The following is a 25,754-nucleotide window of genomic DNA, read 5'->3' on the forward strand; positions in this document are numbered from 1 at the left end:
TCCGCAGGCCCGCCGTCCGCCCTGGTGGCGGGGTCCGCGTCGGCACGGGCGAGGAAGTCGGTGGCGGTGAGGGTGTCTGTGCTGGTGCTGGTGAAGGAGTTGGCGTCACGCCGCCAGTCAAGGCGGCCCGGTGTTGCCGGCGCGTATGGCGTTTTCGATACGCGGACGATATGTGCCCACTCCTACCATCGGACCCATGCGTGTGCTGATCGTCGAGGACGAGCCCTACCTGGCCGAAGCCATCCGCGACGGCCTGCGCCTGGCGGCGATCGCGGCCGACATCGCCGGTGACGGCAACACCGCGCTGGAGCTGCTGAGCGTCAACAGCTACGACATCGCCGTCCTCGACCGCGACATCCCCGGCCCCTCAGGCGACGAGGTGGCCCGCCGTATCGTCGCCTCCGGCAGCGGTATGCCGATCCTCATGCTGACCGCCGCCGACCGGCTCGACGACAAGACCACCGGGTTCGAGCTCGGCGCCGACGACTACCTCACGAAACCCTTCGAACTCCAGGAACTCGCCCTGCGGCTGCGGGCGTTGGACCGCAGACGCGCCCACAACAGGCCGCCGGTGAGGGAGTTGGCGGGCCTGCGTGTCGATCCGTTCCGCAGGGAGGTCTACCGCGACGGCCGCTACATCGCGCTGACCAGGAAGCAGTTCGCGGTGCTGGACGTCCTCGTCGGCGCCGAGGGCGGGGTCGTCAGTGCCGAGGAACTCCTGGAGCGAGCCTGGGACGAGAACGCCGACCCGTTCACCAACGCCGTACGCATCACCGTCTCGGCCCTGCGCAAGCGGCTCGGCGAACCCTGGATCATCGCGACCGTGCCGGGCGTCGGCTACCGCATCGACACCCAGCCGGCGGAGCCCGACCACGAAGGGGAAGCCCGTGGATAGAGCCCCCGGGATGAGCGTCCGGCTCAAACTCACCCTCAGCTACGCCGGGTTCCTCATGCTCGCCGGCGTCCTGCTGCTCGTCGCCGCGTGGACGTTCCTGACGCGGGTGTCCCATGTCGGGCTCATCATCCAGCCCGACTACACCCTGGCCGTGCTGCGCGCCTTCGCGCCGACCGCGGCCGTCACGCTGACGTTCCTGCTCGTGTTCGGTCTCGGCGGCGGATGGCTGCTCGCCGGCCGCATGCTCGCCCCGCTGACCCGCATCACGGAGGCGACCCGGCTGGCCACGGACGGCTCGCTCTCCCATCGCATCCAACTGCCGGGCCCCAAGGACGAGTTCCGCGAACTCGCCGACGCCTTCGACACGATGCTCGCCCGGCTCGAGGCCCACGTCTCCGAACAGCAGCGCTTCGCGGCCAACGCCTCCCACGAACTGCGCACCCCGCTCGCGATCTCGAAGACCCTGCTCGACCTCGCCCGCGCCGACCCGGACCAGGACACCGGTCTGATCATCGAGCGCCTCCACACCGTGAACACCCGGGCGATCGAGGCCACCGAGGCCCTGCTCCTGCTCAGCCGCGCCCACCAGTGGTCCTTCACCCGCGAGCCCGTCGACCTGTCCCTGGTCGCGGAGGAAGCCGCCGAGACGCTGCTCCCCCTCGCGGAGAAGCACGGCGTCACCGTCGAGACGGGCGGCGAGATCACCCCCACCCGCGGCTCCCAGCCCCTCCTGCTCCAGCTCACCACGAACCTCGTGCAGAACGCGATCGTCCACAACCTCCCCGACCAGGGCACGGTGCGGGTCACCACCACCACCGGCCCCAAGTCCGCGGTCCTCACGGTCGAGAACACCGGCGACGTCCTCACCCCCCACCAGGTCTCGACCCTCACCGAGCCCTTCCAGCGGGGCACCGAACGCCTCCACACCGACCACGCGGGAGTGGGCCTCGGCCTGGCCATCGTCAAGACCATCACCGGCGCCCACGGCGGCACCCTCACGCTCATCCCGCGCCCCGACGGCGGCCTCCGCATCACGGTGGAACTTCCCGCCAACTGACCGCACCCCCCGTGCCGTCGAGGCCACGGGGGGTGCGACTCCAGCGAACAAGCCGCGATCTACGCCGCCTTGTACGCCTCCTCCAGCTTCTTCACAGCCGCCGCGTACTTGCCCGTCAGCAGCAGATGGTCCGCGTCGGCGAACGGCTTCGACACCGCCGCCGTCACGTTCTGCCCCACCTTCGCCTGCACGAGCAGCCGCGCCTTGGTGACGAGCGCCTTGCCGGCCGTCGCCGACCTGGTGTGCGCCGCCGCGACCTCCAGCGCCTTCAGAGCGGCCGTGCCACCCGTCGGCGCCTTCGTCAGCGTCGTCAGTCCCCAGCCGTAGGGGAACTGCGGATCGTACGACGTGTCACCGACGTTGATCGGCAGCTGGGCCTCCGACTTCGGCCAGGTGACCGGGAGTTGACCGGTGAAGGAGCGCTTGCCGTAGAGGACGTCGGCCACTCCGTCGCCCTCGGTGCCGGGCAGCCAGGAGGCCACCAGGGCGTCGATCCTGGGGAGCCGGTCCCCGATCAGCTGCGGGCGCCCGGAGACGATCAGCACCGCGCACTTCATCGCCGCGCACACCTTGTCCACGGCTGCCTGGTCGGCCGGGGTGAGGGTCAGGTCGTTGCCGTTGCCGACATCGCCGATCCCCTCGGCGTACGGGGTCTCGCCGACGACGACCACACCCACGTCGTAGCCACTGGTCGAGGCGGACGCGTCCTTGGAGTACGTGACGTTCCCGCCGGCGTTCTTCATCCCCTGGAGGATCGTCGTGCCGGTGGTGTTGGTGCCGGACGCGCCCTGCCAGGTGATGGTCCAGCCACCGGTCTGGTTGCCGAGGTCGTCGGCGTTGGAGCCGGCGACGTAGACCTTCTGCGACTTCTTCAGCGGCAGCACGTTGCCCGCGTTCTTCAGCAGCACCTGCGACTCGGCCGCCGCCTGCCGGGCCACGGCCCGGTGCGAGGTCGAGCCGATCTTCGAGGCGTTGCTCGTGTCGGCGTACGGCTTCTCGAAGAGGCCGAGCTTGAACTTCTGGGTGAGGATGCGGGAGACGGCGTCGTCGATCCGCTTCTCGGTGACGTGGCCCGCCTTCACCTCGGCGATGAGCGTCGAGCTGAAGTCCTTGTAGGTGTACGGGACCATCATCATGTCGACGCCCGCGTTGACCGCCGTGTCGACGTGCGAGGCGTAGTCACCCGGGAGCTGGTCGATGGCGTTCCAGTCGCTGATGACGAAGCCGTCGAAGCCCATGCGCTTCTTGAGGACGCCGTTGATCATGTCGGCGCGGGCGTGCATCTTCACCGGGCCGAGGCCGTCGCCGATGATGTCGAGCGAGGAGTAGGACGGCATGACCGTCCCGATGCCCCGGTCGACCGCCGTCTGGTACGGGGCGAGATGGATGGCTTCCAGCTGCTGCCGGGTGACCGTGGTGACGCCCTGGTCGATCGTGTACGTGCCCGTGGTGGAGGAGCCGTACGCGGTGCCGCCGTCGCCGACGAAGTGCTTGGCGGTGGCGAGGACCTTGTCGTCGTCCTTCAACTGCTTGCCGTTCGCGGCGCCTTGGAGACCCTGGATCACCGTCTCCATGGACTCGACGAGCGCCGGGTCCTCGCCGAAGGACTCGTAGGAGCGGCCCCAGCGTTCGTCACGGGTGACGCAGAGGCAGGGGGCGAAGTCCCACGGGACGCCGGTCGCGCGGACCTCACTGGCCGTCACATCGCCTGTCTTCTCGGCGAGTTGGGGGTCGCGGGTGGCGCCGATGCCGATGTTGTGCGGCATGATCGTGGCGCCGGCCAGGTTGTTGTGGCCGTGCACCGCGTCGACGCCGTAGATCAGCGGGATCTGGAACCGCGTCGCCTGTGCCCGGAGCTGGAACGAGTCGATCATCTTCGCCCAGGCCGCCGCCGTGTTGGGCGTCGGGGTGGAGCCGCCGCCGGAGAGCAGGGAGCCGAGGTCGTAGGAGGCGATGTCGCCCGGGGTGCTCATCGCGCCGCGCTCGGCCTGGGTCATCTGCCCGGCCTTCTCCTCCAGCGACATGCGCTTGACGAGGTCGGCGACGCGCGTCTTGATGGGCAACTTGCTGTCCAGGTACGGCAGTCCGTGCGCGTCGACGACGACCTGCGGGTTCTCGGTCGGGGCCTTGGCGCCGGTGACCGTGAGCTTCAGCGGGATCGTCTCGGCGTTCTCGGCCGACTTGTCCTTCAGCGTGCGGACCTTCACCGTCTGGGTGGCGCCGGACGCGGTGCCCGCCGGGAAGGTGAGGGTGCCGGAGACCGGGGTGTAGTCCTTGCCCGAGGTCGCGGTGCCGCCGTCGGACGTGTAGGCGACGGTCACCGGGTCGTCGAGCGGGACGGCCCCGGTGGTGGAGACGGTGACCTTGACCGCGGCCGTACCGCCCTCCTTGACCGGGTAGACGGCCGAGTCGGTGGTGACGGAGGCGCGCAGGGACTGGTCGGCCTTGCCGTACAACTCGACGTCGTCCATGGCGAATTGGCCCTTGATGCCGACGGGGAGCGTGACCGCGTAGCCCCACATCTGGGTCAGGCCGAGGACGTGGTCGATGCCGCCGACCGGCTGGTAGTCCGTGCGGTAGGCGAAGTTCGTGAACGGGATCTCGATCTGCTTCCAGCCGGTGAAGTCGTCCGTGAAGGACGTCGTCCACAGCTCGGAGGCCTCGCCGTTCGCGCCGCCGTCCTTGATCTCGAAGTTGGTGGCCTTGCCGGTGTTCTGACCGTCCCACCAGAAGCGGATGCCCTGGTGCGCGGACCAGTCGTGGCCGGGTTCGGTCGCGGCGTAGTCGTGGGTGAAGCCGCCGTAGCCGCTGATGTCGTACGTCCCGGACAGGACCTTCGCGCCCTCGGGGGCGTCGGGTCTCGCGGTCAGGGCGAGCTGGGGCGGGTCGTCCGTGTCACCGCCCCAGGTGAAGATGCCCTCGGCGGGCTGGCTCGCGAACGGCACCTCGCCCTCGAAGCGGTCGACGGGCGTGGGGGCTGGATCGGCGGCGGCGGCCGCCTGGGAGACGGCGGCCGGTGACAGCAGCGCGGCGCACAGGGCGGTGGAAACGAGCAGGGCGGTTCTTGGCATGGACCTTCCCTCGGCTCAGGGGCTCTGGTTCACTCTGGTTCGCACAGTTCACTCATGACTTAGATCACGCCGTGAGTTAACTAACGGCCCGCAGACCCGTCAAGACGTCTCGTCAGGAAGGGCTAACGCAACCATGTCCAGGAGAACCCCCCGCACGGCCCGGCTGCTCCTCGCCGGACTGCTCTCCGTGGCCGGCTTCACCGCGGCCGTACCCCCCGCACACGCGGCCGGTGAACAGGTCACCGCCTGGCTCACCACCACCGACGACGCCGCCGGACGCCATGTCACGCGCGGCCTCCAGGCCCAGACGCCGTTCGCCTTCTCCTCCGGGACTGGCGGCAGCGGCGAGAACATCACCGTCGACGAGAACACCCGCTACCAGACCTTCACCGGCGGCGGCGCGTCCTTCACCGACACGGCCGCCTGGCTGATGAACAGCAGCGGCGCGCTGTCGACGGCGACCCGCAACGCGACCATGACCAAGCTGTTCTCGCCGACCGACGGGATCGGGCTGTCGTTCCTGCGCAACCCGATGGGCGCGTCCGACCTCGCCCGCTACGGCTACTCGTACGACGACGTGCCGGCCGGGCAGACCGACCCGAACCTCAACTCCTTCTCGATCGCGCACGACCTGGCCGACGTCGTGCCGCTCACCAAGCAGGCACTCGGCCTGAACCCGTCCCTGACTGTCATGGCCTCGCCATGGACGGCACCGGCGTGGATGAAGGACAGCGGTTCGCTCAACGGGGGCTGGCTGAAAGCCGAGGACTACGGTGCCTACGCCAACTACTTCGTCAAGTACCTCCAGGCGTACAAGAACCAGGGCGTTCCGGTCTCGTACGTGACCGTCCAGAACGAGCCCACCTGCTGCTCCGGCTACCCGTCGATGAGCTGGAACGCGTCCGGTCTCGCCTACTTCACCAAGAGCGAGCTGCTGCCGAAGCTCAACGCCTCCGGCCTGACGACGAAGGTGCTGGCGCACGACTGGAACTGGGACGTGTACGACTCGTACGCGGCCTCGACGGTGGACGACGCGGCCGTCCGCTCGAACCCCAACTTCGGCGGGATCGCCTGGCACGGTTACGGCGGTGACGTCACCAAGCAGACCACCGTCCACAACCAGTACCCCACCCTCGACGCCTTCGGCACCGAGCACTCCGGGGGCACCTGGATCGCCAACCAGCAGCGCGAGGACATGAACAACATCATCGACTACACCCGGAACTGGGCGAAGTCGGTGACCAAGTGGTCGCTCGCCGTGGACCAGAACATGGGGCCGCACAACGGTGGGTGCGGTACCTGCACCGGGCTCATCACCGTGCACAACGGGGACGGCGCGAGCGGGACCGTCGACTACACCGTCGAGTACTACACGATGGGCCAGTTGACGAAGTTCGTCCGGCCGGGGGCCCAGCGGATCGCTTCCACCGCGTCCACGAACGTGCCGAACGTCGCGTGGCGCAATCCGGACGGGTCGAAGGCGCTGATCGCGTACAACGACGCGTCCTCGGCGAAGACGGTGACCATCAACTGGGGTGGTCAGCACGCGACTTACTCGTTGCCCGGGAAGACGTCCGCGACGTTCACCTGGGCGGGGACGCAGGCCGGGGGCGGTAGCCAGACCGGGGCGTTCGTCGGGCTCGCGAGCAAGTGCCTTGATGTGGCCGGGGGTTCGACGACCAACGGCACTGCCGTGCAGCTCTACGACTGCAACTCCTCGACCGCGCAGCAGTGGACCGTGGGGACGGACGGGACGGTGCGGGCGTTGGGGAAGTGCCTTGATGTGACGTCGGCTTCGACTGCGGATGGGGCGAAGGTGCAGTTGTACGACTGCAATGGGACCGCTGCGCAGCAGTGGTCGTACAACGCGAGTACCGGTGATGTGGTGAACACCGCGGCCAACAAGTGCCTTGATGTCACCGGGAATACGTCGGCGAATGGGACTCGGGCGCAGATCTGGACGTGCACGGGGGCTGCCAACCAGAAGTGGCATCTGCAGTAGGTTTTCGCCCCCGCCGCCCCTACCCGTCCCATCCTTCTGGGGCTCCGCCCCAGGCCCCGCCAGGGGGCTCCGCCCCCTGGACCCCCGCTCCTCAAACGCCGGAGGGGCTGAAAGAAACACACCGCCGGTAGGGCTGGAATTCAGCCCTACCGGCGGTGCTTGTCACTCCGCCGGTTCTACGCCCGCCTTCAGCAAGCCGTACGTGTACGCGTCCTCCAGGGCCTGCCAGGACGCGGCGATGACGTTGTCGGCTACGCCTACCGTCGACCATTCCGCCGTGCCGTCCGATGTGGCGATGAGGACTCGGGTGGTGGAGGACGTGCCGTGCTTGCCTTCGAGGATGCGGACCTTGTAGTCGACGAGCTCGAGCTTGGCGAGCTGGGGGTAGATCTTCTCGAGGGCTACGCGGAGGGCTCGGTCGAGGGCGTGGACGGGGCCGTTGCCCTCGGCGGTGGCTACGATGCGCTCGCCCTTGGCGAAGAGCTTGACCGTGGCCTCGTTGGCGTGGGTGCCGTCGGGGCGGTCCTCGACGATCGCGCGCCAGGACTCGACCTCGAAGTAGGAGCGAGCCCTGCCCTCGGCCTCGGCGCGGAGGAGCAGCTCGAAGCTCGCGTCGGCCGCTTCGTAGGTGTAGCCCTTGAGTTCGCGTTCCTTGACGCGTTCCACTACTCGGCCCACCAGCTCACGGTCGCCGCTGATGTCGATGCCGAGCTCTTTGCCCTTGAGCTCGATCGACGCGCGGCCGGCCATGTCGGAGACCAGCATCCGCATGGTGTTGCCGACCTGCTCGGGGTCGATGTGCTGGTAGAGGTCGGGGTCGACCTTGATCGCGGAGGCGTGCAGGCCCGCCTTGTGGGCGAAGGCCGAGACGCCCACGTAGGGCTGGTGGGTGGAGGGGGTGAGGTTGACGACCTCGGCGATGGCGTGCGAGATGCGGGTCATCTCGCGGAGCTTGCCGTCGGGGAGGACCTTCTTGCCGTACTTCAGCTCCAGGGCCGCGACGACGGGGAAGAGGTTGGCGTTGCCGACGCGCTCGCCGTAGCCGTTGGCCGTGCACTGGACGTGGGTCGCACCCGCGTCGACGGCGGCGAGGGTGTTGGCGACCGCGCAGCCGGTGTCGTCCTGGGCGTGGATGCCGAGCCGGGCACCGGTGTCGGCGAGGACCGTGGCGACGACGGCCTGGATCTGCGCGGGGAGCATCCCGCCGTTGGTGTCGCAGAGGATCACGACGGAGGCACCGGCCTCGGCGGCGGACCGTACGACCGCCTTCGCGTACGCGGGGTTCGCGCGGTAGCCGTCGAAGAAGTGCTCGCAGTCGACGAAGACGCGGCGGCCCTGGGCGACCAGGTGGGAGACGGTGTCGCGGACCATCTCCAGGTTCTCGTCGAGGGTGGTGCGCAGGGCCAGCTCGACATGGCGGTCGTGGGACTTCGCGACGAGGCAGATGACCTCGGTGCCCGCGTCCAGGAGGGCCTTGACCTGCGGGTCCTCCGCCGCCTTCGCGCCCGCTCGCCGGGTGGCACCGAAGGCCACGAGCTTGGCGTGCTTGAAGTCGATCTCCTGCTGCGCGCGGGCGAAGAACTCGGTGTCCCGCGGGTTGGCGCCCGGCCAGCCGCCCTCGATGAAGCCAACGCCGAAGTCGTCCAGGTGCCGTGCGATGGCCAGCTTGTCCGCGACGGTGAGGTTGATGCCCTCCCGCTGCGCGCCGTCACGCAGGGTCGTGTCGAAGACGTGGAACGAGTCGTCGAGTTCGCTGGGTTCCGTCATGGTCTCTGGCTCCTGAGGATCTGGATCTCGGTCTGTACCGGAATGACCGGCTCCACCGTCCCCCAATGATCCCTCGCGCTGCGCTCCCGGCTGAAGGTGGGCCAGAAAAGCGAAAAACCCCTCGCGGGTGCGAGAGGTCTGCGCGCGGGTCGAGGACGACGATGGCCGCCCGTACCTGGTCGTACGAGGCGGTCACTGCGGACCGGCGCGCCTGCTGCCAATAATCGTGGCGAACGAGAGCACGGAGGCAGTCTGGCACAGACCACCTCCGCGCTCACCGTCCGTCTCATGATGCGAACAGTCGGTTGATCAACTCACCTGCCGCACGAACACGTCCGGGACGGGTTCTTCACCCGGAGACACGGGAAGTGATCCGCGCAGCCGAAGCTCGACGCGTCACGCGTCCGCGAGAAGCCCCTCGTCCAGGAACTCCCGTACGTGGCCGAGGACTTGCTCCCGGTCCGTGCCCCGCAGCCCGATCGCCACATGGATGGAGAAACCGTCGAGGAGGGCGCGCAGCCGGGACGCGAACCGGTCCGGGTCGACGGCCCGGAACTCGCCCCGTGACACGCCCTCCGCGATCAGCGCCACGAGGTCGCGGTGCCAGGCGCCCTCGATCGCGGCCTGCCGGTCGCGGGCGTCGTCGTCGGCGTTCTGCGAGCGGTTCCAGACCTCCAGCCACAGCGTCCAGTGCGGGTCGCGGTGGCCATCGGGGACGTACAGGTCGACGTAGGCGTCGACGCGTGCGCGGACCGTCGCCCCGGTGCGGGTGAGCAGACGGCCGCGCTCGGCGCCGAGCCTGCCCTCGCTCCACTCCAGGGCCTGGAGCAGGAGTTCGTCCTTGGAGTGGAAGTAGTAGAGGAGATGGCCGCTGCTCATGCCGACCTCGCGGCCGAGCGCCGCCATGGTGAGCTGCTCCAGACCGCGTTCGGCGATCATGCCCATGGCGGCGGCGAGGACGTCCTCGCGCGGCGGCGCGTTCTTCCGCGCACCGGCCATCGTCCGACTCCCTCCGGCCGGGTCCCTAGACCTTCGGCTGCTGCTGGGTGATGCAGTGGATGCCTCCACCGCCCGCGAAGATCGTACGGGCGTCCACCAGTGTGACCGTCCGCGCGGGGAACAGACGGCGGAAGATCCCGGCCGCGATCTCGTCGTTCGGGTCGTCGAAGGCGCAGAGGACGACCCCGCCGTTGCAGAGGTAGTGGTTGATGTAGGAGTAGTCGACCCAGTCGCCGTCCTCGTCCTTGAGGACGGTCGGGGCGGGGACCTCGACGACCTGCAGTCGGCGGCCCTTCGCGTCGGTCTCGGCGCGGAGGAGGGCGAGGTACTCCTGCGAGCGGGCGTGGTCGGGGTGGGCCGGGTCGCGCTGGCTGTGCACCAGGACGATGCCGGGCGCGGCGAAGGCGGCGACGATGTCGACATGGCCCTGCGTGCCGTAGACGCCGTAGTCGCCGGTGAGGCCGTGCGGGAGCCAAATGGCCTTCGTGGTGCCGAGTTTGGCGTGGACCTCCGCCTCGACCCGCTCGCGCGTCCAGCCGGGGTTGCGGCCCGCGCCGAGCTGGACGGTCTCGGTGAGCAGGACCGTGCCCTCGCCGTCGACGTGGATCGCGCCGCCCTCGTTGACGAGGGTGCTGCCGAGGACCGGCGCCCCGGTGAGGTCCGCGACATGGCGGGCGATCTTGGAGTCGTGCTCCCAGCGGGCCCAGTCCTGGCCGCCCCAGCCGTTGAACGTCCAGTCCACGGCGGCCAGTTCACCCTTGCCGTCGGTGACGAAAGTGGGGCCGATGTCCCGCATCCACGCGTCGTCCAGCTCGCGCTCGACCAGGTCGGCGTCCGGGCCGAGCAGTGCTCGCGCGGACTCTCCCTGCCCCGGGCCGTGCACCATCGTCACCGGTTCGAAGCGGCGCACGGCACGGGCCACGGACGCCCAGGCGGTACGGGCCTCCGCCAGCTCCTCGTCGTTGGTGAAGGTCGGGTTGGGTCCGGGCCAGGCCATCCAGGTGCGCTCGTGCGGGGCCCACTCGGGGGGCATGCGGAAGCTCATCAGAAGTCCCAATTCCTAAGTGGCTAGAGGAAGTAGAGGCGGTTGAGGGAGACCGAGTCGGCGGGCTCGGAGCGGAGTGGTTCGCCGTCCAGGGTGACCAGGCCGGTGTCCTGGTCCACATCGACCGCTCCGGTACGGGAGTTGAGCCGCAGGTCGGCGGGGCCGATGCCCCGGGTGCCGCGCACCGCCACGCGCCTGCGGCGGGTCGGCATCGAGTCGTTGCCCTGGTCCAGGGCGGCCTGCGCGACGAACGCCACGGAGATGTCGGCGGGCGTGGTGCCGTGGGCGCCGAACTGCGGTCCCAGGACGAGGGGTTCGCAGGTGTCGGTCGCCGCGTTCGGGTCGCCGACCACGCCGTAGGCCGGGAACCCGGACTTCAGGACGAGCTGTGGCTTCGCGCCGAAGTACTCGGGGCGCCACAGCACGATGTCGGCGAGTTTGCCGACCTCCAGGGAGCCGACCTCGTGCGAAAGTCCGTGCGCGATGGCGGGGTTGATGGTCAGCTTGGCGATGTAGCGCAGGACGCGTTCGTTGTCGTGCTCGTCCGGGGCGCCGAGTTCGGCCTTCATCTTCCCGGCCATCGCGAACGTACGGCGGACGGTCTCGCCCGCGCGGCCCATGCCCTGCGCGTCCGACGAGGTGATGCCGATCGCGCCCAGGTCGTGCAGCACGTCCTCGGCGCCCATCGTCCCGGCGCGGATGCGGTCGCGGGCCATGGCGGCGTCGCCGGGCAGATCGGTCTTCAGGTCGTGGACGGAGACGATCATGCCGTAGTGCTCGGCGACCGCGTCCCGGCCGAAGGGGAGGGTGGGGTTGGTGGAGGAGCCGATGACGTTGGGGACCCCGGCCATCTTCAGCACGTTCGGCACGTGTCCGCCGCCGCAGCCCTCGATGTGGAAGGCGTGGATCGTCCGGCCCTCCAGGACGCGCAGGGTGTCCTCGACGGACAGGCACTCGTTCAACCCGTCGCTGTGCAGGGCGACTTGGACGTCGTGCTCCTCGGCGACCCGCAGTGCCGTGTCCAGCGCGCGGGTGTGGGCGCCCATGTCCTCGTGCACCTTGAACCCGGAGGCGCCGCCCTCCGCGAGGGCCTCGATCAGCGGGGCGTCCGAGGAGGACGAACCCCGGCCCAGGAAGCCGATGTTGACCGGCCAGGCGTCGAAGGCGTTGAACGCGTGGCGCAGCGCCCAGGGCGAGTTGACGCCGACGCCCCACACCGGGCCGAACTCCTGGCCGATGATCGTGGTCACCCCGGAGGCGAGCGAGGCCTCCATGATGCGCGGCGAGAGGAGATGGACGTGGGTGTCGACCGCCCCGGCGGTGGCGATGAGCCCCTCGCCGGACACGATGGAGGTGCCGGTGCCGACGACGACGTCCACGCCGTCGAGGGTGTCGGGGTTGCCGGCCCGCCCGATCGAGCAGATCCGCCCCTCCCTGATCCCGATGGACACCTTGCGGATGCCCTGCGCCGCGTCGATCACGACGACGTTGCTGATCACCACGTCGCAGGTGTCCCGCACGGCGGCGGCCTTGAGGTGCAGTCCGTCGCGGGCCGTCTTGCCGAACCCGGCGAGGAACTCGTCGCCGTAGCGCTGCGAGTCGGACTCCACGCGGATCGTCAGGCCCGAGTCGCCGAGGCGGACGCGGTCGCCCGCGCGGGGGCCGTGGGTGGCGGCGTACTCGTACGGGTTCACAGCTCAACTCCCAGGTAACCGCAGGCACTTGCCCGGCGCAGGGCCTCGTCCTTGGCGCCCGGCGCGTCCAGCGGGCCGTCGACGAGGCCCGCGAAGCCGATCGCGATCCGCTCGCCACCGATCGGCAGCAGGCCGATGTCGGCGGTCTCGCCCGGGCCGAAGCGGACGGAGGATCCGGCGGGGACGGCGAGGCGCATGCCGTAGGCCTCGGCGCGGGGGAAGTCGAGGCGCGGGTTGGCCTCGAAGAAGTGGAAGTGGGAGGTCACGGAGACGGGGACGGTCGCGGTGTTGGTGACCGTGACCCGGACGACGGCCTCGGGTTCGGCGTGCGGGGGTCCCGGGAGCAGGGCGCCCGGGGCGTCCCCGGCCAGTCCGCCGCCGATCGGGTCGGAGACCACCGCGAGCCGTGAACCGTCGTCGAAGACGGCCTCGACATGCACCTCGGTGACGACGTCGGCGACGCCCGGGAGGACGTCGTCGGGGCCGAGCACGGAGCGGGCGCGCTCGATGGCCTCGGCCAGCCGCCGGCCGTCGCGAGCCGCCTCGCAGACCGTGTCCGCGATGAGCGCGGTGGCCTCCGGCACGTTGAGTCTCAGGCCGCGCGCCTTGCGGGCGCGGGCCAGTTCGGCGGCCGAGAAGAGCAGCAGCCGGTCGCGTTCCGTGGGGGTCAGTCGCATCCCGTGTTCCTCCTTTAGAACATCACTCTAAACCGTAAAACCCATCTCCGAAACGGTTGACGCGCCACCGTCGCTCGGTTCACATTGAACGTCACTCTAAGAAAGAGGTGGGCCCACCATGCCGATAGAACAGCGCGGAGTCGACACCGTCCCCGATGTGGAACGCACCAGCGGTCCGCGCGACCTCATGTCGATCCTGCTCGGCTCCAACCTCTGCCTCGGCGTGATCATCTTCGGCTGGCTGCCGCCGTCGTTCGGCCTCGGCTGGTGGGCGTCGGTCAGCTCGATCGTCGCGGGCACGGTGGTCGGCACCCTGTTCACGGCCCCGCTCGCACTGGTCTCCCTGCGCACCGCGACCAACCTCTCGACATCGTCCGGCGCCCAGTTCGGCGTGCGGGGCCGGCTCGTCGGCTCGGTCGTCGGCCTGCTCCTCGCCCTCGGCTACACCGCGCTGACCGTGTGGATCGGCGGCGATGTGATGGTGGGCGTGCTCGGGCGGCTGTTCGGACTGCCGGCGGACGGGGTGTCGTACGCCGTCGTGTACGCGGTGCTCGCGGCGGCGACCGTCGCGGGCGCGGTCTACGGCTACCGGGTGCTGCTCGCCATGTCCCGCGTCCTGTCCATCGGCATGACCGCGCTGCTGGTCCTCGGCGTGATCGCCTACGCCCCGCACTTCACCACCGGCGCGCTGCCGGGGGCGGGCGGGTATCTCCTGGGCGGGTTCTGGCCGACCTGGTGTCTGGCGACGGTCGCGGCAGGACTGTCCGGGCCGATCGCCTTCATCACCCTCCTCGGCGACTACACGCGCTACATCTCCCCGGCCCGCCACACCTCACGCCGGGTCCTGCACGCGACCTGGCTCGGCCTGATCGCCGGGCTCCTGGTCCCCCAGCTCTTCGGCACCTTCACGGCGTACGCGGCACACGCGGCCCTCGACTACGCGGGCCCGCTGGTCCAGGCCTCCCCCGGCTGGTACCTGGTACCGCTGCTGCTCGCCGCCTCCGCGGGGTCCGTCGGCAACGCGGGCCTGATGCTCTACTCCATGGGCCTCGACCTCGACGCGATCCTGCCCCGGGCGTCCCGGGCGCGGGCCACCTGCACGGTCGCGGTCGTCGCGATGCTCTGTGTCTTCGTCGGGCACTACGCCTGGAACGCCCAGTCCGCGATGACGTCCTTCGTGCTGCTCCTCACGGCGATCGGCACACCGTGGGCGGTGATCACGCTCATCGGCTTCGTGCGGTGCGGTGGCGTGTACGACGCGGACGCCCTCCAGGTCTTCAACCGCCGCTCCCAGGGCGGCATCTACTGGTTCCGGGCGGGCTGGAACATCCCGGCGACGGTCTCCTGGGCGGTGGGCGCGGGGGTCGGTCTGCTGGCGGTGTCGCTGCCGTCGTACGAGGGGCCGCTGCTGTCGCTGACGGGTGGGGTGGACTGCAGTTTCCTGTTGTCGGGGGCGGTCGGGGGTGCCGCGTACCTGGTGCTCGGCGGGCGTCCGGTGCTTCAGCGGGAGGTCGCCTCGTCCACGTCAGAGAGCCAGCGGGCCTCCGCGGTGTCGTAGCGGACCGGGCCCTGGGTGATCCCGGTCAGGTCGAGGGCGCGGAGGGCGCGGTAGGCGGTGTCGTCGAGGTGGGGGCCGAGGATGATCTGGATGCCGGTGGCGGGGTCCTGGAGGACGACGGTGGGTGAGGTCGGCGGGGCGTCGGCGAGGGGCTCCGCTTCGGACTCGCCGGTCGGCTCGGCGGAGGGCCCGGTGGACGCCTCGGTGGAGGGCCCCGCTTCGGAGGCGCGGCGCAGGACCTTGCGGACCGCGTTCCTCAGGCCGTGATGCGCGTCCTCGCCCGCCTTGCCGCCGAGTGCGGTCAGGAACGCCTGCAACGGGAGGACGACCAGGACCGCCCAGGCCAGTTGCTCGATCGGGCGGCGGGCGGGGAGGGCGCGGACCGTGAAGCCCAGCGCGCCGAACTCCTCGACGAGGGGCGCCTCTTGACCGGGTGGGGCGGACTCCTCGACGAAGACGTCGGCGGTACGCGGGCGGGGATCCGGGGACGGTTCCACGTCGGCGGGTCGGGGGGACTGGGCCGGGTCGGTCATGGGACGTCTCCTCGTAGCCGTGCGTGGGTGGGACCGTCGTCGTCCCAGATGCCCCGGATTCCCTGGGCCATGGTGGCGATGGTGGTCAGCCAGACCTCGTGGGAGCGCTCGACCAGCGCGCGGGCCACGCCGTCGGGGCCGAACGCCAGTGCGCGCACCGTCCAGTCGAACCCGTACCGGCGGGAGGCGACCAGCCGCCCGCTGTGGAGATCCTGGACGGAGGCGCCGTTCTCCCTGGCGACGGCGAGCCGGTTCCCTTCGCTGTCGTACGCGATGTCCATGAAGAAGGTGGAGCCCTCCTCGGCGATCACGCGGCCCGTCCCCTCGGGGCCCCAGACCCGCACCCTGCCGTCGCCGTGACCCGTCACGAAGGCCGTGTTGCGGGGGTGCAGGGCGACACGGATCACGTCGGTACCGCAGTTCCGCTCGGCGAGGAGGCGGCCGGTGGCGGCGTCCCAGACACGGACGTGCAGCTCACGGGTGCGGGTGTGCACCCCCTGCGCGGCCAGGACCCAGGCGCGGCCAAGGTCCGCGGGAGCGTCCACCGTGGCGAACATCGTGCCGTCCCGGGAGGTGACGGCGCGGGCCGCCCGGGCTTCCTGGGCGGTGAGCCGGTCGGGGGCGTCCTGGGAGACCGGCCAGTGGTGGGCGCCGGAACTGCCGGGCAGGAACAGGGCGTTGAGGCCTTCGGCACCGAGAGCTACCTGGCCCTCCGGCTCGTCCGTCCGCCATTCCGCGAGCTGGGATCTGGCGTCCACGTCCCACGTGCGCAGGGCCGGGACCGCGTACGTCACCAGCCGATGCCCGCCGGGCGCGAGCGCCGCCGCGATCGGCGACCTGTCCTCGCGCGCCAGCCTCCCCAGCCGCTCGAACGGGCCGTCGTGCCGGATCAGCCGCGACCTGCCGGGGTCGAGCACGTCGGCGACCAGGGCCTTCCGGCCCAGACAGGCGATGACGAACCGGGTGCCGTCCGGGCTGAACGAGAAGGCGAGGGGGCGGCCCGGAACGCGGACCGGTACGTCCTGGGCCGACCTCGCGGTCGACGAGGTGGAGGCGCGGCGGTTGGTGGGAGCGGGCCTGTCCGGGACCACGGGAGGCGCCCAGTCCGAGATCGAGCCGTGGTGGGTCGTCCGTGGCTCGACGGGCTGATCCGGGGTGTCGCGCGGCGGGGCGGACGGCCCGCTCACGGGGGCGGGCTCGTCAAGCGGCGCCGTCTGGTTCGCGGTGTGCGGCGCCAACTCGGCTACGGGGACGGGAAGTTCGCCCTGCTCCACCTCGCCGGCCTGATCCGGAGCCAACTCGTCCGCCGGGACGGGCAGTTCACCCGGCACCGCCTTGTCCGTCGTGTCCGGTGCCAACTCGGCTACCGGGACGGGCGCTTCACCCGGCACCACCCTGTCCACCACGTCCGGCGCCAACTCGCCTACCGGGACAGGCGCTTCACCCGGCACCACCCTGTCCAGCGTGTCCGGCGCCAACTCGCCTACCGGGACAGGCGCTTCACCCGGCACCACCCTGTCCAGCGTGTCCGGCGCCAACTCGCTTACCGGGAAGGCCAGTTCGCCCGGTACCACCACGCCGACCTCATCCGGCGCCAACTCGCCCACCGGGACAGGCACTCCACCCGGCACCACATTGTCCACCGCGTCCGGTGCCAACTCACTTACCGGGGCCCGCACTTCGCTAGTCCCCAACTCTCCGGCCGGGACCGGCACCTCGCTCACCCAAGTCGGAGACTCCCCCGGAACCACATCCCCCGTCACCCCCAACCGCGCCCGCGCATCCGCCACCAACCCGTCCGGGTCCGGATCCTCCGGTAGCAGCGCGGCGAGTTCCGTGCCGACGGCGAGGACCGCTTCCCACTCGCCGGCCGCGTGGAAGGCGGCGATCTCGGTGTGCCAGGTGGCGGCAGCCTGGTGGCGGCGGGCCTCGGTGAGGTGGGTGGCGGTGTCGAGGAAGGCGGGGTCGGTGGCGGCGACCGCCTCCAGGTGGTCGACGGCCGCGTCCCACCGGCGTTCCCCGATCGCGCCGAGGCCCGCTTCGTACAGGTCGTTCAGGCGGCGCAGGCGCAGCGCCTCGGCGTGCTTGGAGTGGGCGTCGGGATGGCCGGGGTCGCGGGCCATGACGTCGCGGAAGATCTCGACGGCCCGCTGCCAGCGCTTGCGGCGCAGCGCGGCGAGGCCCGCCACGTACAGGCCGTGCACCTCGTCGGCCGCGGCCGGCACGGGCGTACCGGCGTCGGTGAGGTCGAAGAGCCGGCCGTCCAGTGAGCGCATGAACAGCACCGGCGTGACCCACTCCAGCGTGCCGCGCCGGGCGAGGCGGATGGTCTGGCGGGCCTCCGTGACGGCCTCGTCGACGGGGCGCCGGTGCGCGAGGGACTCGTAGAAGGTGCGGCTGAACTCGACGGCGGCGTCGTTCGAGATGGGGTACTGCATGGCGACCGCCGCCGGGAGGCCCTTGCGCATGAGCGCGCCCGCGACGCTGGAGAAGGGGTCGCGGTCGGCGGAGCGGCCGGTCTCGCAGGCGTTGAGGACGACGAGCCGCAGGGAGGTGTGGCGGGAGAGGAGCATCGCGAGGTCCTCGGCGCCGAGGTGGTACGTGCCGCCGTCGTCGTCGCCGAGCGCGAGCGTGCCCTCGGCTCCGGCCGGGTCGAAGCCGCCGTGTCCGATGAAGTGGAAGGCGTGCCAGGGTCCGCCGCGCAGCGCGGTGCGCAGGTCGCGCCAGGTCGGTCCCGCCGTCCACTCCACGTGGATCAGGCCCTGGCGGCGCAGTTCGGACAGGGCTCGGCCCAGCCACTCCTGTTCCGCCCGGACGGCCAGCGGCTCCTGGTCGTCGGGGCGGGCCGCCATGCACAGCACCCGCAGTGGCGGCCGTACCGTCAACGGCCTTTCGGGCACGCTGACTTCGGGGCGGCGGACGAGGGGCGTGGTCTGGCAGAGGTAGCTGTCCTCGTCCGGGTCGTAGAGGAACTCCCAGGGCAGCCGGGCGAGTTCGGCCGGGCGGACGCGCAGCACGATGCGCAGGGGGCGGTCGTCGTGGGCGGCCCGGTGGCGGGCGGCGGCGAGGAGGGGTCTGCCCTTGCCGCCCAGGAGGAACTCGTAGAGCCTGCGGCCGAGTTCGCGGACCGGCAGTTCGTCGTCGGTGGGGGCGCGGCGCAGGCGGGCGGCGGAGCTGAGGACGGCATGCGGGACGGTGGTGTCCAGGGCGCGCAGTTCGCCGGGGGTGAGCGGGAAGGGTCTGACCTCGGAGGCCTCGTCGCCCGCGGGGCCGCGCAGGGTGACCTCGTAGCTGCGCGGGCGGCCGGGGTCACGGTCGTCCGCGCTCCCGGTGCCGATCTCCACATGGAAGTCCAGCGTCTCCAAGGCCCCGTCTCCCCCGTCCGCCCGCCTCCGCCCGGCGACCCACCTTGCCACGGAGAAGCCCGCCCCGGGACAGGGACGGGCTTCTTCATCAACTCCGCACGGGACCTGCTCCGCAGGGGATCGGCCCCGCCCGTCGTCAACTCCGTACGGGAATCTCGGGAGTTCAGCCGAGCCGGTGCATCCACCCGTGCTTGTCGGCGGAGTCGCCCCGCTGGATGTCGAGGAGCGCGCCGCGCAGCCGGAGGGTGACCTCGCCGGGCTCGCCGGCGGACTGCTGCCACTCGGCGCCGGTGCGCTTGACCGTGCCGACCGGGGTGATGACCGCGGCCGTGCCGCAGGCGAAGACCTCGGTCAGCGAGCCGTTCTCGGAGTCGCGCTGCCACTGCTCGATGGAGATCCGGCCCTCCTCGGCGGTGTAGCCGAGGTCGCGGGCGAGGGTGAGGAGGGAGTCGCGGGTGACGCCCTCCAGGATCGAGCCGGTGAGGGTGGGGGTGACGATCCGGTCGCCGTAGACGAAGTACAGGTTCATGCCGCCGAGTTCCTCGACCCACTGGCGCTCGACCGCGTCGAGGTAGCAGACCTGGGCGCAGCCCTGCTCGGCGGCCTCGGCCTGGGCGAGGAGGGAGGCCGCGTAGTTGCCGCCGGTCTTGGCGTCGCCCATGCCGCCGGGGACGGCGCGGACGTGGTCCTCGGAGACCCAGATGGAGACGGGCTTCACGCCGCCGGGGAAGTAGGCGCCGGCCGGGGAGGCGATGACCAGGAAGAGGTACTCGTTGGCGGGCTTCACGCCCAGGCCGACCTCGGTCGCGATCATGAACGGGCGCAGGTACAGGGACTCCTCGCCACCATGCGCCGGGACCCAGTCGCGGTCCTGCTGGACCAGCACGTCACAGGCCTCGATGAACGTCTCGACCGGCAGCTCGGGCATGCCGAGGCGGCGGGCGGAGATCTGGAAGCGGCGGGCGTTCTTCTCGGGGCGGAAGGTGGCGACGGAGCCGTCGGCCTGCCGGTACGCCTTGAGGCCCTCGAAGATCTCCTGCGCGTAGTGCAGGGTCATGTTCGCGGGGTCGAGGGAGAGCGGACCGTAGGGCACGAGCTGGCCGTCGTGCCAGCCGCGGCCCTCGGTCCACTTGATCATCACCATGTGATCGGTGAAGTGGCGGCCGAACCCGGGGCTCGCCAGAATCGCGTCGCGCTCGGCGGCGGAAAGTGGCGAGGCCGAGGGCTTGAGCTCGATCGTGGGCGTCGTCATGAGTGGTTGTCCTTCACCGGTTGTGTGTGACGGGCCGCGCTCACGCCCTCGACTGCCAGTGGCCAGTGCTAGGACGTCCGAGCATTCCCTCATTCCGCGGCTCCACGTTCGATTATCGCGCGTGGTGGAGCGGTGGGGGTACCGCCCAGGCGTCTGGCGCCGGGGGAGGAAACGGCGTGAATGCGACCCAGGGATGATGGTGGCACCCGGCGGGGACGTAAGAAAAGCCGCCGGGTGCTGTTGCGACCCGGCGGCCTCGAATACTGCGAGAGTTTCTCGAGTGGCCTGGGGGTCTCCCCAGGCCCTCAAGGCTCTGGGGGAAGGTCAGCCGGCTACTCGTACGGCCAGCGCGTCACCGATCTCGGTGGTGCTGCGGGCGGGCTTGCCGGTGCGGTCCGCGAGGTCGGCGGAGACCGCGTCCTCGATGCGAACGGCCTCGGACTCGTAGCCGAGGTGGCGCAGGAGGAGGGCGACGGACAGGACCGTGGCGGTGGGGTCGGCCTTGCCCTGGCCCGCGATGTCGGGCGCGGAGCCGTGCACGGGCTCGAACATCGAGGGGAACTCGCCGGACGGGTTGATGTTCCCGCTCGCGGCGACGCCGATGCCGCCGGAGACGGCCGCGGCGAGGTCGGTGATGATGTCGCCGAAGAGGTTGTCGGTGACGATCACGTCGAAGCGGGCGGGGTCGGTGACGAGGTAGATCGTCGCCGCGTCCACGTGGATGTAGTCGGTGGTGACCTCGGGGAACTCGGCCGCGACCTTGTTGAAGATGTTCGTCCACAGGTGGCCCGCGAAGGTCAGCACGTTGTTCTTGTGGACCAGCGTGAGCTTCTTGCGGGGGCGGGCCTGGGCGCGGGCGAAGGCGTCCCGGACGACGCGCTCGACACCGAAGGCCGTGTTCACGGAGACCTCGGTGGCGACCTCGTGCTCGGTGCCCTTGCGGATGGTGCCGCCGTTGCCCGTGTACGGGCCCTCGGTGCCCTCACGGATGACGACGAAGTCGATCTCCGGGTCACCGGCGAGGGGGGTCGCCACACCCGGGAGCAGCTTCGACGGCCGCAGGTTGACGTGGTGGTCGAAGGCGAAGCGGAGCTTCAGCAGGAAGCCGCGCTCCAGCACCCCGGACGGGACCGACGGGTCACCGATCGCGCCCAGCAGGATCGCGTCGTGCTGCTTCAGCGCGGCCAGGTCCGCGTCGGTGAGGGTCTCACCGGTCGCGTGGTAGCGCCTTGCGCCGAAGTCGAACTCCTTGGTCTCCAGCTTCACATCCTGCGGAAGGACGGCGGAGAGGACTTTCAGACCTTCGGCCACGACTTCCTGACCGATGCCGTCACCGGGAATCACTGCGAGATCGATGCTGCGAGACATGCCCGCCACCGTACTCCGCGTCCCATGAGATGACACGGGGTGTCCACGATACGGACAGAACATCGGCCGTTCCCGGGCGCCGACGTCGGCCGTTCGACCGGAGTTCACCCCCACGCAGGGAGGTCGTCGGAGTTCTGGGGGAGCTTCATCGACATGGAGACACCTGACGTCGGCATCCCGGAACACCTCGCGGTCCGGATGAGCATGGCCGAGCAGTACGAGTACCTGCGCACGAAGCTGACCCGGCGCCGCACGCTGGTGTCGGCGGGCGCGGTGGCGGCGGGCGGGCTGCTCGCGGGCTGCGCGGGCCGGGCGTCCGCCGACGGCAAGGCCGCGCTCCCCTCCCCCGCCACGTCCAAGGTGCCCGGCACGGCGGTCGTCCCCTTCGGCCGCCATCTCGCCTTCGGCGCCGACCCGAAGACGGCGATGCGGATCTCCTGGCAGGTCCCGTTCGCGGTCAGGAAGCCGTACGTACGCGTGGGGCTGAAGCCGGACGACCTCAGCCGCCGGATCACGGCCGAGGTCCGCGACCTGCACACCCCGGGGCTCACGGGCGTACGCCCCGCCGTGGAGCAGTACTACGTCCACGCGGCCCTGGACGGCCTCCACCCCGGCACGACGTACTACTACGGCGTCGGCCACGAGGGCTTCGACCCGGCCGCGCCGGCCCACCGCTCGACGATCGGCACCTTCCGTACGGCCCCGGCGAGCCCGGGGAAGTTCGTGTTCACGGCCTTCGGCGACCAGGGCGTGAGCAACGCGGCCGCCGCCAACGACCATGTCGTCCTGCGCGAGAACCCCGCCTTCCACCTCCACGCGGGCGACATCTGCTACGCCGACACCAACGGCCTGGGCAAGAAGACGGACGGCTACGACCCGACGTACTGGAACCTGTTCCTCAAGCAGAACGAGCCCGTCTCCCGCTCGGTCCCGTGGATGGTGACGACCGGCAACCACGACATGGAGGCCTGGTACTCCCCCGACGGCTACGGCGGCCAGCTCGCCCGCTGGTCCCTCCCGGAGAACGGCTTCGACCCGACGCACGCGCCGGGCGTGTACTCCTTCGTCTACGGCAACGTCGGCGTCGTGGCGCTCGACGCGAACGACGTGTCGTACGAGATCACCGCCAACCTCGGCCACACGGGCGGGAAGCAGACCAAGTGGCTGGACGGCAGGCTGCGGGAGCTGCGCGCGACGAAGGGGGTCGACTTCGTCGTCGTCTTCTTCCACCACTGCGCCTACTCGACCTCCTCGCACGCCTCCGACGGCGGGGTGCGCGCCGAGTGGCTGCCGCTGTTCGCGAAGCACCAGGTGGACCTGGTGATCAACGGCCACAACCACGTCTACGAGCGGACCGACGCGATCAGGAACGACGCGGTCGGCAGGGCCGTACCGATCGGCGCGTCCACCGATCCGACGCGGGACGGCATCGTCTACGTCACGGCGGGCGGCGGCGGGCGCGATCTGTACGGGTTCCCGGCGGGCGTCAAGGAGAGCTACGAGGGGCACGTCACCCGGCACGGGACGGTCGACACCGTGCGGTGGGAGAAGGGCCAGCACACCGAGGCGGAGACGGTGGAGTGGTCGCGGGTGCGCTACCGGGGCTTCTCACTGCTCTCCGTGGAGGCGGAGAGCGGCAGCACGCCCCGGCTCAAGGTGTCTGCGCTCGACGGGAACGGCAAGCGCATCGACCACTTCGAGGTGCGGCGCGGTCACTGAGACCGCGCCGCACCCCGTGCGGGCGCGGCTCCCGGCTTGTGGGTGTGCTTCGTCGAGTCCTACGGGCGCCGCGTCGGCTCAGTGGCCGGTCTCGCCGCCGTTGTCCCGGCGGTCGAGGGCGCGCTGGAGGGCGGCTGCGGCGTTCTTGCGCTCGGACTCGCTCGTGCGGGGCACGTGGCGGACGCGGCGGCGGACGGTCGTCTCGGCCATGGAGAATCGACTCCTTCGTAAATCCTGGAGTGCGGAAGGGATGTGCGAGACGCCGGAAGGGGCGGGGAGCTACGGACCGCAGGGGTTGCCTGCACGGTGTCCGGCTCACGACCGCCATTCGCTTGGTCTAGCGAGACGTTCGGCTCCTACAAAGCTAGGACAGGACCGCGCATCTGTCTCCACAATTACTCGGACTTCCTACTATCTGAGACGGTGAAAGGGGTCACACGGCGCTGACCTGCGGTTTCTAAATTCCGGCGGTCAGAGCACGTCCCCGTCACGCCAGTCGAAGAGGAGGTCCTCGCCGAGGTCGAGCGGTCCGGCGAGCGCGGGTCTGACGTAGGTGCTGTCCTCCTCCTCGGGCAGGTGGACGATCCCGTCCGGCCCGAGCGCGGAGATCCTGCCGCCCCACAGCCGCCAGCCGCGCGCGGTGTAGAGCCGGGCCCCGTCGTCGCTGGCGCCGAGCAGCCCGACGTCGTAGGCGTGGTCGACGATCCGCTCCAGCTCGGCCATGACGAGCCCGCCGTACCCCCGGCGCCGGGCGTCGGGCCGTACGCCGACGCCCTCCACGTACCCGACCCGCAGCCAGCGCCCCCGGTAGCGCACCCGGCGCATGACGACCGAGCCGTGCGCGGCGAGGCCGGTGTCGTCGGAGAGCAGCGCGTGGACGCCGCCGAGGCCGTGCTCCCAGTCTTGGTCGGTGAGGTCCCCGGCGAAGGCCGCGTCCAGCAGGTCACGGGTGGCACGGAGGTCGGCCGGGGTGAGGTCGGCCGTGTGGGCGGTGCGCATACGGATGGTCACCGGGTCAGTATCGGAGACGAGGGCTCACCGGCCCGGCCCATTCGGGGAAACACGAGGGGCCGGGCGATCGCCCGGCCCCTCGTCACGTCATCCGGCCGTGGGTCAGCCCATGTGCGGGTACGTGTAGTCCGTCGGCGCCACCAGGGTCTCCTTGATGGCGCGGGTCAGGGTCCAGCGCATCAGGTTCTGCGGGGCGCCGGCCTTGTCGTTGGTGCCGGAGGAGCGGCCGCCGCCGAAGGGCTGCTGGCCGACGACCGCGCCGGTCGACTTGTCGTTGATGTAGAAGTTGCCGGCCGCGTAGCGGAGCCGCTCCATCGTGTAGGCCGCCGCCGCACGGTCGTTGGAGATGACCGAGCCCGTCAGCGCGTAGTCGGAGACCGACTCCATCTGGGTCAGCATCTCGTCGTAGTTCTCGTCGTCGTAGACGTGCACGGCGAGGAACGGACCGAAGTACTCGGTCGTGAAGACCTCGTTGGCCGGGTCGCTGCACTCGACGACCGTCGGGCGGACGAAGTAGCCGACCGAGTCGTCGTACGAGCCGCCCGCGACGATCGTGCAGGTCGGGTCGGCCTTCGCGCGGTCGATGGCCGCCTTGTTCTTGGCGAAGGAGCGCTCGTCGATGACCGCGCCAATGAAGTTCGACAGGTCGGTGACGTCACCCATGCTCAGGTAGTCGACCTCGGTCGCGAACTCTTCCTTGAAACCGGAGTTCCAGATGGAGGCCGGGATGTACGCACGCGAGGTCGCGGAGCACTTCTGGCCCTGGTACTCGAAGGCACCCCGGGTCAGCGCCGTCTTCAGCACCGCGCGGTCCGCGCTCGGGTGGGCGACGACGAAGTCCTTGCCGCCGGTCTCGCCGACCAGACGCGGGTACGAGCGGTACTTCTCGATGTTGTTGCCGACCGTCTTCCACAGGTACTGGAAGGTCTTGGTCGAGCCGGTGAAGTGGATGCCGGCCAGGTCGCGGTGCTCCAGGGCGACCTTCGACACCTCGATGCCGTCACCGGTGACGAGGTTGATGACGCCCTTGGGCAGGCCCGCCTCCTCCAGCAGCTGCAGGAGCAGCACGGCGGAGTGGGTCTGGGTCGGGGACGGCTTCCAGACGACGACGTTGCCCATCAGCGCGGGCGCGGTCGGCAGGTTGCCCGCGATGGCGGTGAAGTTGAAGGGCGTGATCGCGTAGACGAAGCCTTCGAGCGGGCGGTGGTCGAGGCGGTTCCAGACGCCCGGGGAGTTCGCCGGGGGCTGCTCGGCGAGCAGGTCGCGGGCGTACTTGACGTTGAAGCGCCAGAAGTCGACGAGCTCGCAGGGGCAGTCGATCTCGGCCTGCTGGGCGGTCTTGGACTGGCCGAGCATGGTGGACGCGGCGAGGGTCTCGCGCCACGGGCCGGAGAGCAGCTCGGCCGCGCGCAGGATGATCGCGGCGCGGTCGTCGAAGGACATCGCGCGCCAGGCGGGCGCGGCGGCGAGGGCCGCGTCGATGGCGTCCTGGGCGTCGGCCTGGGTGGCGTTGGCGTACGTACCGATGCGGGCCTTGTGGTTGTGCGGCTGGACGACGTCGACGCGCTCGCCGCCGCCCATCCGCCGCTCGCCGCCGATGGTCATCGGCAGGTCGATCGGGTTCTCGGCCAGTTCCTTGAGCTTGACCTCGAGACGGGCGCGCTCGGGAGAGCCGGGCGCGTAGCCGTGCACCGGCTCGTTGACGGGGGTGGGGACCTGGGTCACAGCGTCCATGAGATCC

At 70.6% G+C, this 25,754-nt stretch carries 18 protein-coding genes; 5 read left to right on the top strand and 13 right to left on the bottom strand.

The features are described from left to right. The first annotated feature begins 196 nt into the window (after positions 1 to 196). Together OHT77_RS13560 and OHT77_RS13565 are read left to right on the top strand one after the other, a co-directional pair. Positions 197 to 895, top strand: coding sequence for a response regulator transcription factor (locus OHT77_RS13560; protein ID WP_328828592.1), 699 nt, complete (start codon positions 197 to 199; stop codon positions 893 to 895). After that, the gene (locus OHT77_RS13565) at positions 888 to 1,952 is read left to right on the top strand and encodes a sensor histidine kinase (protein ID WP_328828594.1); all 1,065 of its coding nucleotides are present in this window, start codon (positions 888 to 890) and stop codon (positions 1,950 to 1,952) included. The genes OHT77_RS13560 and OHT77_RS13565 overlap by 8 nt, the downstream gene beginning before the upstream one ends. A 59-nt stretch (positions 1,953 to 2,011) precedes the next feature. Here the strand turns inward: OHT77_RS13565 and OHT77_RS13570 are convergent, their stop codons facing one another. Continuing rightward, positions 2,012 to 5,023 carry a glycoside hydrolase family 3 protein gene (locus OHT77_RS13570; RefSeq protein WP_328828595.1) on the bottom strand — a complete coding sequence of 1,004 codons (3,012 nt, stop codon included), beginning with the start codon at positions 5,021 to 5,023 and terminating at the stop codon, positions 2,012 to 2,014. 133 nt (positions 5,024 to 5,156) lie between these two features. Here OHT77_RS13570 and OHT77_RS13575 point away from each other — a divergent pair, with 133 nt between their 5' ends. Continuing rightward, positions 5,157 to 7,025 carry a ricin-type beta-trefoil lectin domain protein gene (locus OHT77_RS13575; RefSeq protein WP_328828597.1) on the top strand — a complete coding sequence of 623 codons (1,869 nt, stop codon included), beginning with the start codon at positions 5,157 to 5,159 and terminating at the stop codon, positions 7,023 to 7,025. 162 nt (positions 7,026 to 7,187) lie between these two features. Here the strand turns inward: OHT77_RS13575 and cimA are convergent, their stop codons facing one another. From cimA to ureA, 5 genes are all read right to left on the bottom strand, one after another. Beyond that, positions 7,188 to 8,792, bottom strand: a complete 1,605-nt coding sequence (cimA, locus tag OHT77_RS13580; RefSeq protein ID WP_328828598.1) for a citramalate synthase — start codon at positions 8,790 to 8,792, stop codon at positions 7,188 to 7,190. Positions 8,793 to 9,188: 396 nt separating this feature from the next. Next, complete coding sequence (locus tag OHT77_RS13585; RefSeq protein WP_328828600.1) at positions 9,189 to 9,791, bottom strand: TetR/AcrR family transcriptional regulator; 603 nt, start codon at positions 9,789 to 9,791, stop codon at positions 9,189 to 9,191. A 25-nt stretch (positions 9,792 to 9,816) separates the two neighbouring features. Next, a complete protein-coding gene (locus OHT77_RS13590) occupies positions 9,817 to 10,836 on the bottom strand; it encodes an agmatine deiminase family protein (protein ID WP_328828602.1) in 1,020 nt (339 codons plus the stop codon). A 23-nt stretch (positions 10,837 to 10,859) separates the two neighbouring features. Further along, positions 10,860 to 12,530 carry an urease subunit alpha gene (locus OHT77_RS13595; RefSeq protein ID WP_328828603.1) on the bottom strand — a complete coding sequence of 557 codons (1,671 nt, stop codon included), beginning with the start codon at positions 12,528 to 12,530 and terminating at the stop codon, positions 10,860 to 10,862. Beyond that, the gene (gene ureA, locus OHT77_RS13600; RefSeq protein ID WP_328828605.1) at positions 12,527 to 13,207 is read right to left on the bottom strand and encodes an urease subunit gamma; all 681 of its coding nucleotides are present in this window, start codon (positions 13,205 to 13,207) and stop codon (positions 12,527 to 12,529) included. Before ureA ends, OHT77_RS13595 begins: the two co-directional genes overlap by 4 nt. A gap of 118 nt (positions 13,208 to 13,325) precedes the next feature. On the opposite strand from ureA, the gene OHT77_RS13605 reads away from it, so the two are divergent. Beyond that, positions 13,326 to 14,765: a cytosine permease gene (locus OHT77_RS13605; RefSeq protein WP_328828608.1), complete on the top strand. Its 1,440-nt coding sequence runs from the start codon at positions 13,326 to 13,328 to the stop codon at positions 14,763 to 14,765. Here the strand turns inward: OHT77_RS13605 and OHT77_RS13610 are convergent. The 4 genes from OHT77_RS13610 to OHT77_RS13625 all read right to left on the bottom strand — a co-directional run bounded on the left by OHT77_RS13610 (position 14,708) and on the right by OHT77_RS13625 (position 21,283). Further along, positions 14,708 to 15,298 (bottom strand): hypothetical protein, encoded by a 591-nt coding sequence (locus tag OHT77_RS13610; protein WP_328828609.1) that lies wholly within the window; start codon positions 15,296 to 15,298, stop codon positions 14,708 to 14,710. The two genes, OHT77_RS13605 and OHT77_RS13610, sit on opposite strands and share 58 nt — an antisense overlap. Continuing rightward, the gene (locus OHT77_RS13615) at positions 15,295 to 18,663 is read right to left on the bottom strand and encodes a CHAT domain-containing protein (protein ID WP_328828610.1); all 3,369 of its coding nucleotides are present in this window, start codon (positions 18,661 to 18,663) and stop codon (positions 15,295 to 15,297) included. Before OHT77_RS13615 ends, OHT77_RS13610 begins: the two co-directional genes overlap by 4 nt. 163 nt (positions 18,664 to 18,826) lie before the next feature. Beyond that, the gene (locus OHT77_RS13620; RefSeq protein ID WP_328828612.1) at positions 18,827 to 19,915 is read right to left on the bottom strand and encodes a branched-chain amino acid aminotransferase; all 1,089 of its coding nucleotides are present in this window, start codon (positions 19,913 to 19,915) and stop codon (positions 18,827 to 18,829) included. Between the two features lie 324 nt (positions 19,916 to 20,239). Further along, positions 20,240 to 21,283 (bottom strand): 3-isopropylmalate dehydrogenase, encoded by a 1,044-nt coding sequence (locus tag OHT77_RS13625; protein ID WP_328828613.1) that lies wholly within the window; start codon positions 21,281 to 21,283, stop codon positions 20,240 to 20,242. A 153-nt stretch (positions 21,284 to 21,436) separates the two neighbouring features. On the opposite strand from OHT77_RS13625, the gene OHT77_RS13630 reads away from it, so the two are divergent. Further along, positions 21,437 to 23,002: a purple acid phosphatase family protein gene (locus tag OHT77_RS13630; protein ID WP_328828614.1), complete on the top strand. Its 1,566-nt coding sequence runs from the start codon at positions 21,437 to 21,439 to the stop codon at positions 23,000 to 23,002. A 78-nt stretch (positions 23,003 to 23,080) separates the two neighbouring features. Here the strand turns inward: OHT77_RS13630 and OHT77_RS13635 are convergent, their stop codons facing one another. The 3 genes from OHT77_RS13635 to pruA form a co-directional block, all read right to left on the bottom strand. Next, on the bottom strand, positions 23,081 to 23,212 hold the full coding sequence (locus OHT77_RS13635; RefSeq protein WP_266772865.1) for a hypothetical protein: 132 nt from the start codon (positions 23,210 to 23,212) through the stop codon (positions 23,081 to 23,083). 261 nt (positions 23,213 to 23,473) lie between these two features. After that, the gene (locus tag OHT77_RS13640) at positions 23,474 to 24,013 is read right to left on the bottom strand and encodes a GNAT family N-acetyltransferase (RefSeq protein WP_328828615.1); all 540 of its coding nucleotides are present in this window, start codon (positions 24,011 to 24,013) and stop codon (positions 23,474 to 23,476) included. Positions 24,014 to 24,115: 102 nt separating this feature from the next. Beyond that, on the bottom strand, positions 24,116 to 25,747 hold the full coding sequence (gene pruA, locus OHT77_RS13645) for an L-glutamate gamma-semialdehyde dehydrogenase (RefSeq protein WP_328828616.1): 1,632 nt from the start codon (positions 25,745 to 25,747) through the stop codon (positions 24,116 to 24,118). Positions 25,748 to 25,754 lie beyond the last annotated feature (7 nt).

This window comes from Streptomyces sp. NBC_00252 (genome assembly GCF_036187565.1).
GTDB lineage: Bacteria > Actinomycetota > Actinomycetes > Streptomycetales > Streptomycetaceae > Streptomyces.

Bases quoted from the DNA above. Each gene is read 5' to 3' on its own strand.
- OHT77_RS13560 (WP_328828592.1), top strand. From the start codon at position 197: ATGCGTGTGCTGATCGTCGAGGACGAGCCCTACCTGGCCGAAGCCATC.
- OHT77_RS13570 (WP_328828595.1), bottom strand. From the start codon at position 5,023: ATGCCAAGAACCGCCCTGCTCGTTTCCACCGCCCTGTGCGCCGCGCTG.
- OHT77_RS13575 (WP_328828597.1), top strand. From the start codon at position 5,157: ATGTCCAGGAGAACCCCCCGCACGGCCCGGCTGCTCCTCGCCGGACTG.
- cimA (WP_328828598.1), bottom strand. From the start codon at position 8,792: ATGACGGAACCCAGCGAACTCGACGACTCGTTCCACGTCTTCGACACG.
- OHT77_RS13585 (WP_328828600.1), bottom strand. From the start codon at position 9,791: ATGGCCGGTGCGCGGAAGAACGCGCCGCCGCGCGAGGACGTCCTCGCC.
- OHT77_RS13590 (WP_328828602.1), bottom strand. From the start codon at position 10,836: ATGAGCTTCCGCATGCCCCCCGAGTGGGCCCCGCACGAGCGCACCTGG.
- ureA (WP_328828605.1), bottom strand. From the start codon at position 13,207: ATGCGACTGACCCCCACGGAACGCGACCGGCTGCTGCTCTTCTCGGCC.
- OHT77_RS13605 (WP_328828608.1), top strand. From the start codon at position 13,326: ATGCCGATAGAACAGCGCGGAGTCGACACCGTCCCCGATGTGGAACGC.
- OHT77_RS13610 (WP_328828609.1), bottom strand. From the start codon at position 15,298: ATGACCGACCCGGCCCAGTCCCCCCGACCCGCCGACGTGGAACCGTCC.
- OHT77_RS13620 (WP_328828612.1), bottom strand. From the start codon at position 19,915: ATGACGACGCCCACGATCGAGCTCAAGCCCTCGGCCTCGCCACTTTCC.
- OHT77_RS13625 (WP_328828613.1), bottom strand. From the start codon at position 21,283: ATGTCTCGCAGCATCGATCTCGCAGTGATTCCCGGTGACGGCATCGGT.
- OHT77_RS13630 (WP_328828614.1), top strand. From the start codon at position 21,437: ATGGAGACACCTGACGTCGGCATCCCGGAACACCTCGCGGTCCGGATG.
- OHT77_RS13635 (WP_266772865.1), bottom strand. From the start codon at position 23,212: ATGGCCGAGACGACCGTCCGCCGCCGCGTCCGCCACGTGCCCCGCACG.
- pruA (WP_328828616.1), bottom strand. From the start codon at position 25,747: ATGGACGCTGTGACCCAGGTCCCCACCCCCGTCAACGAGCCGGTGCAC.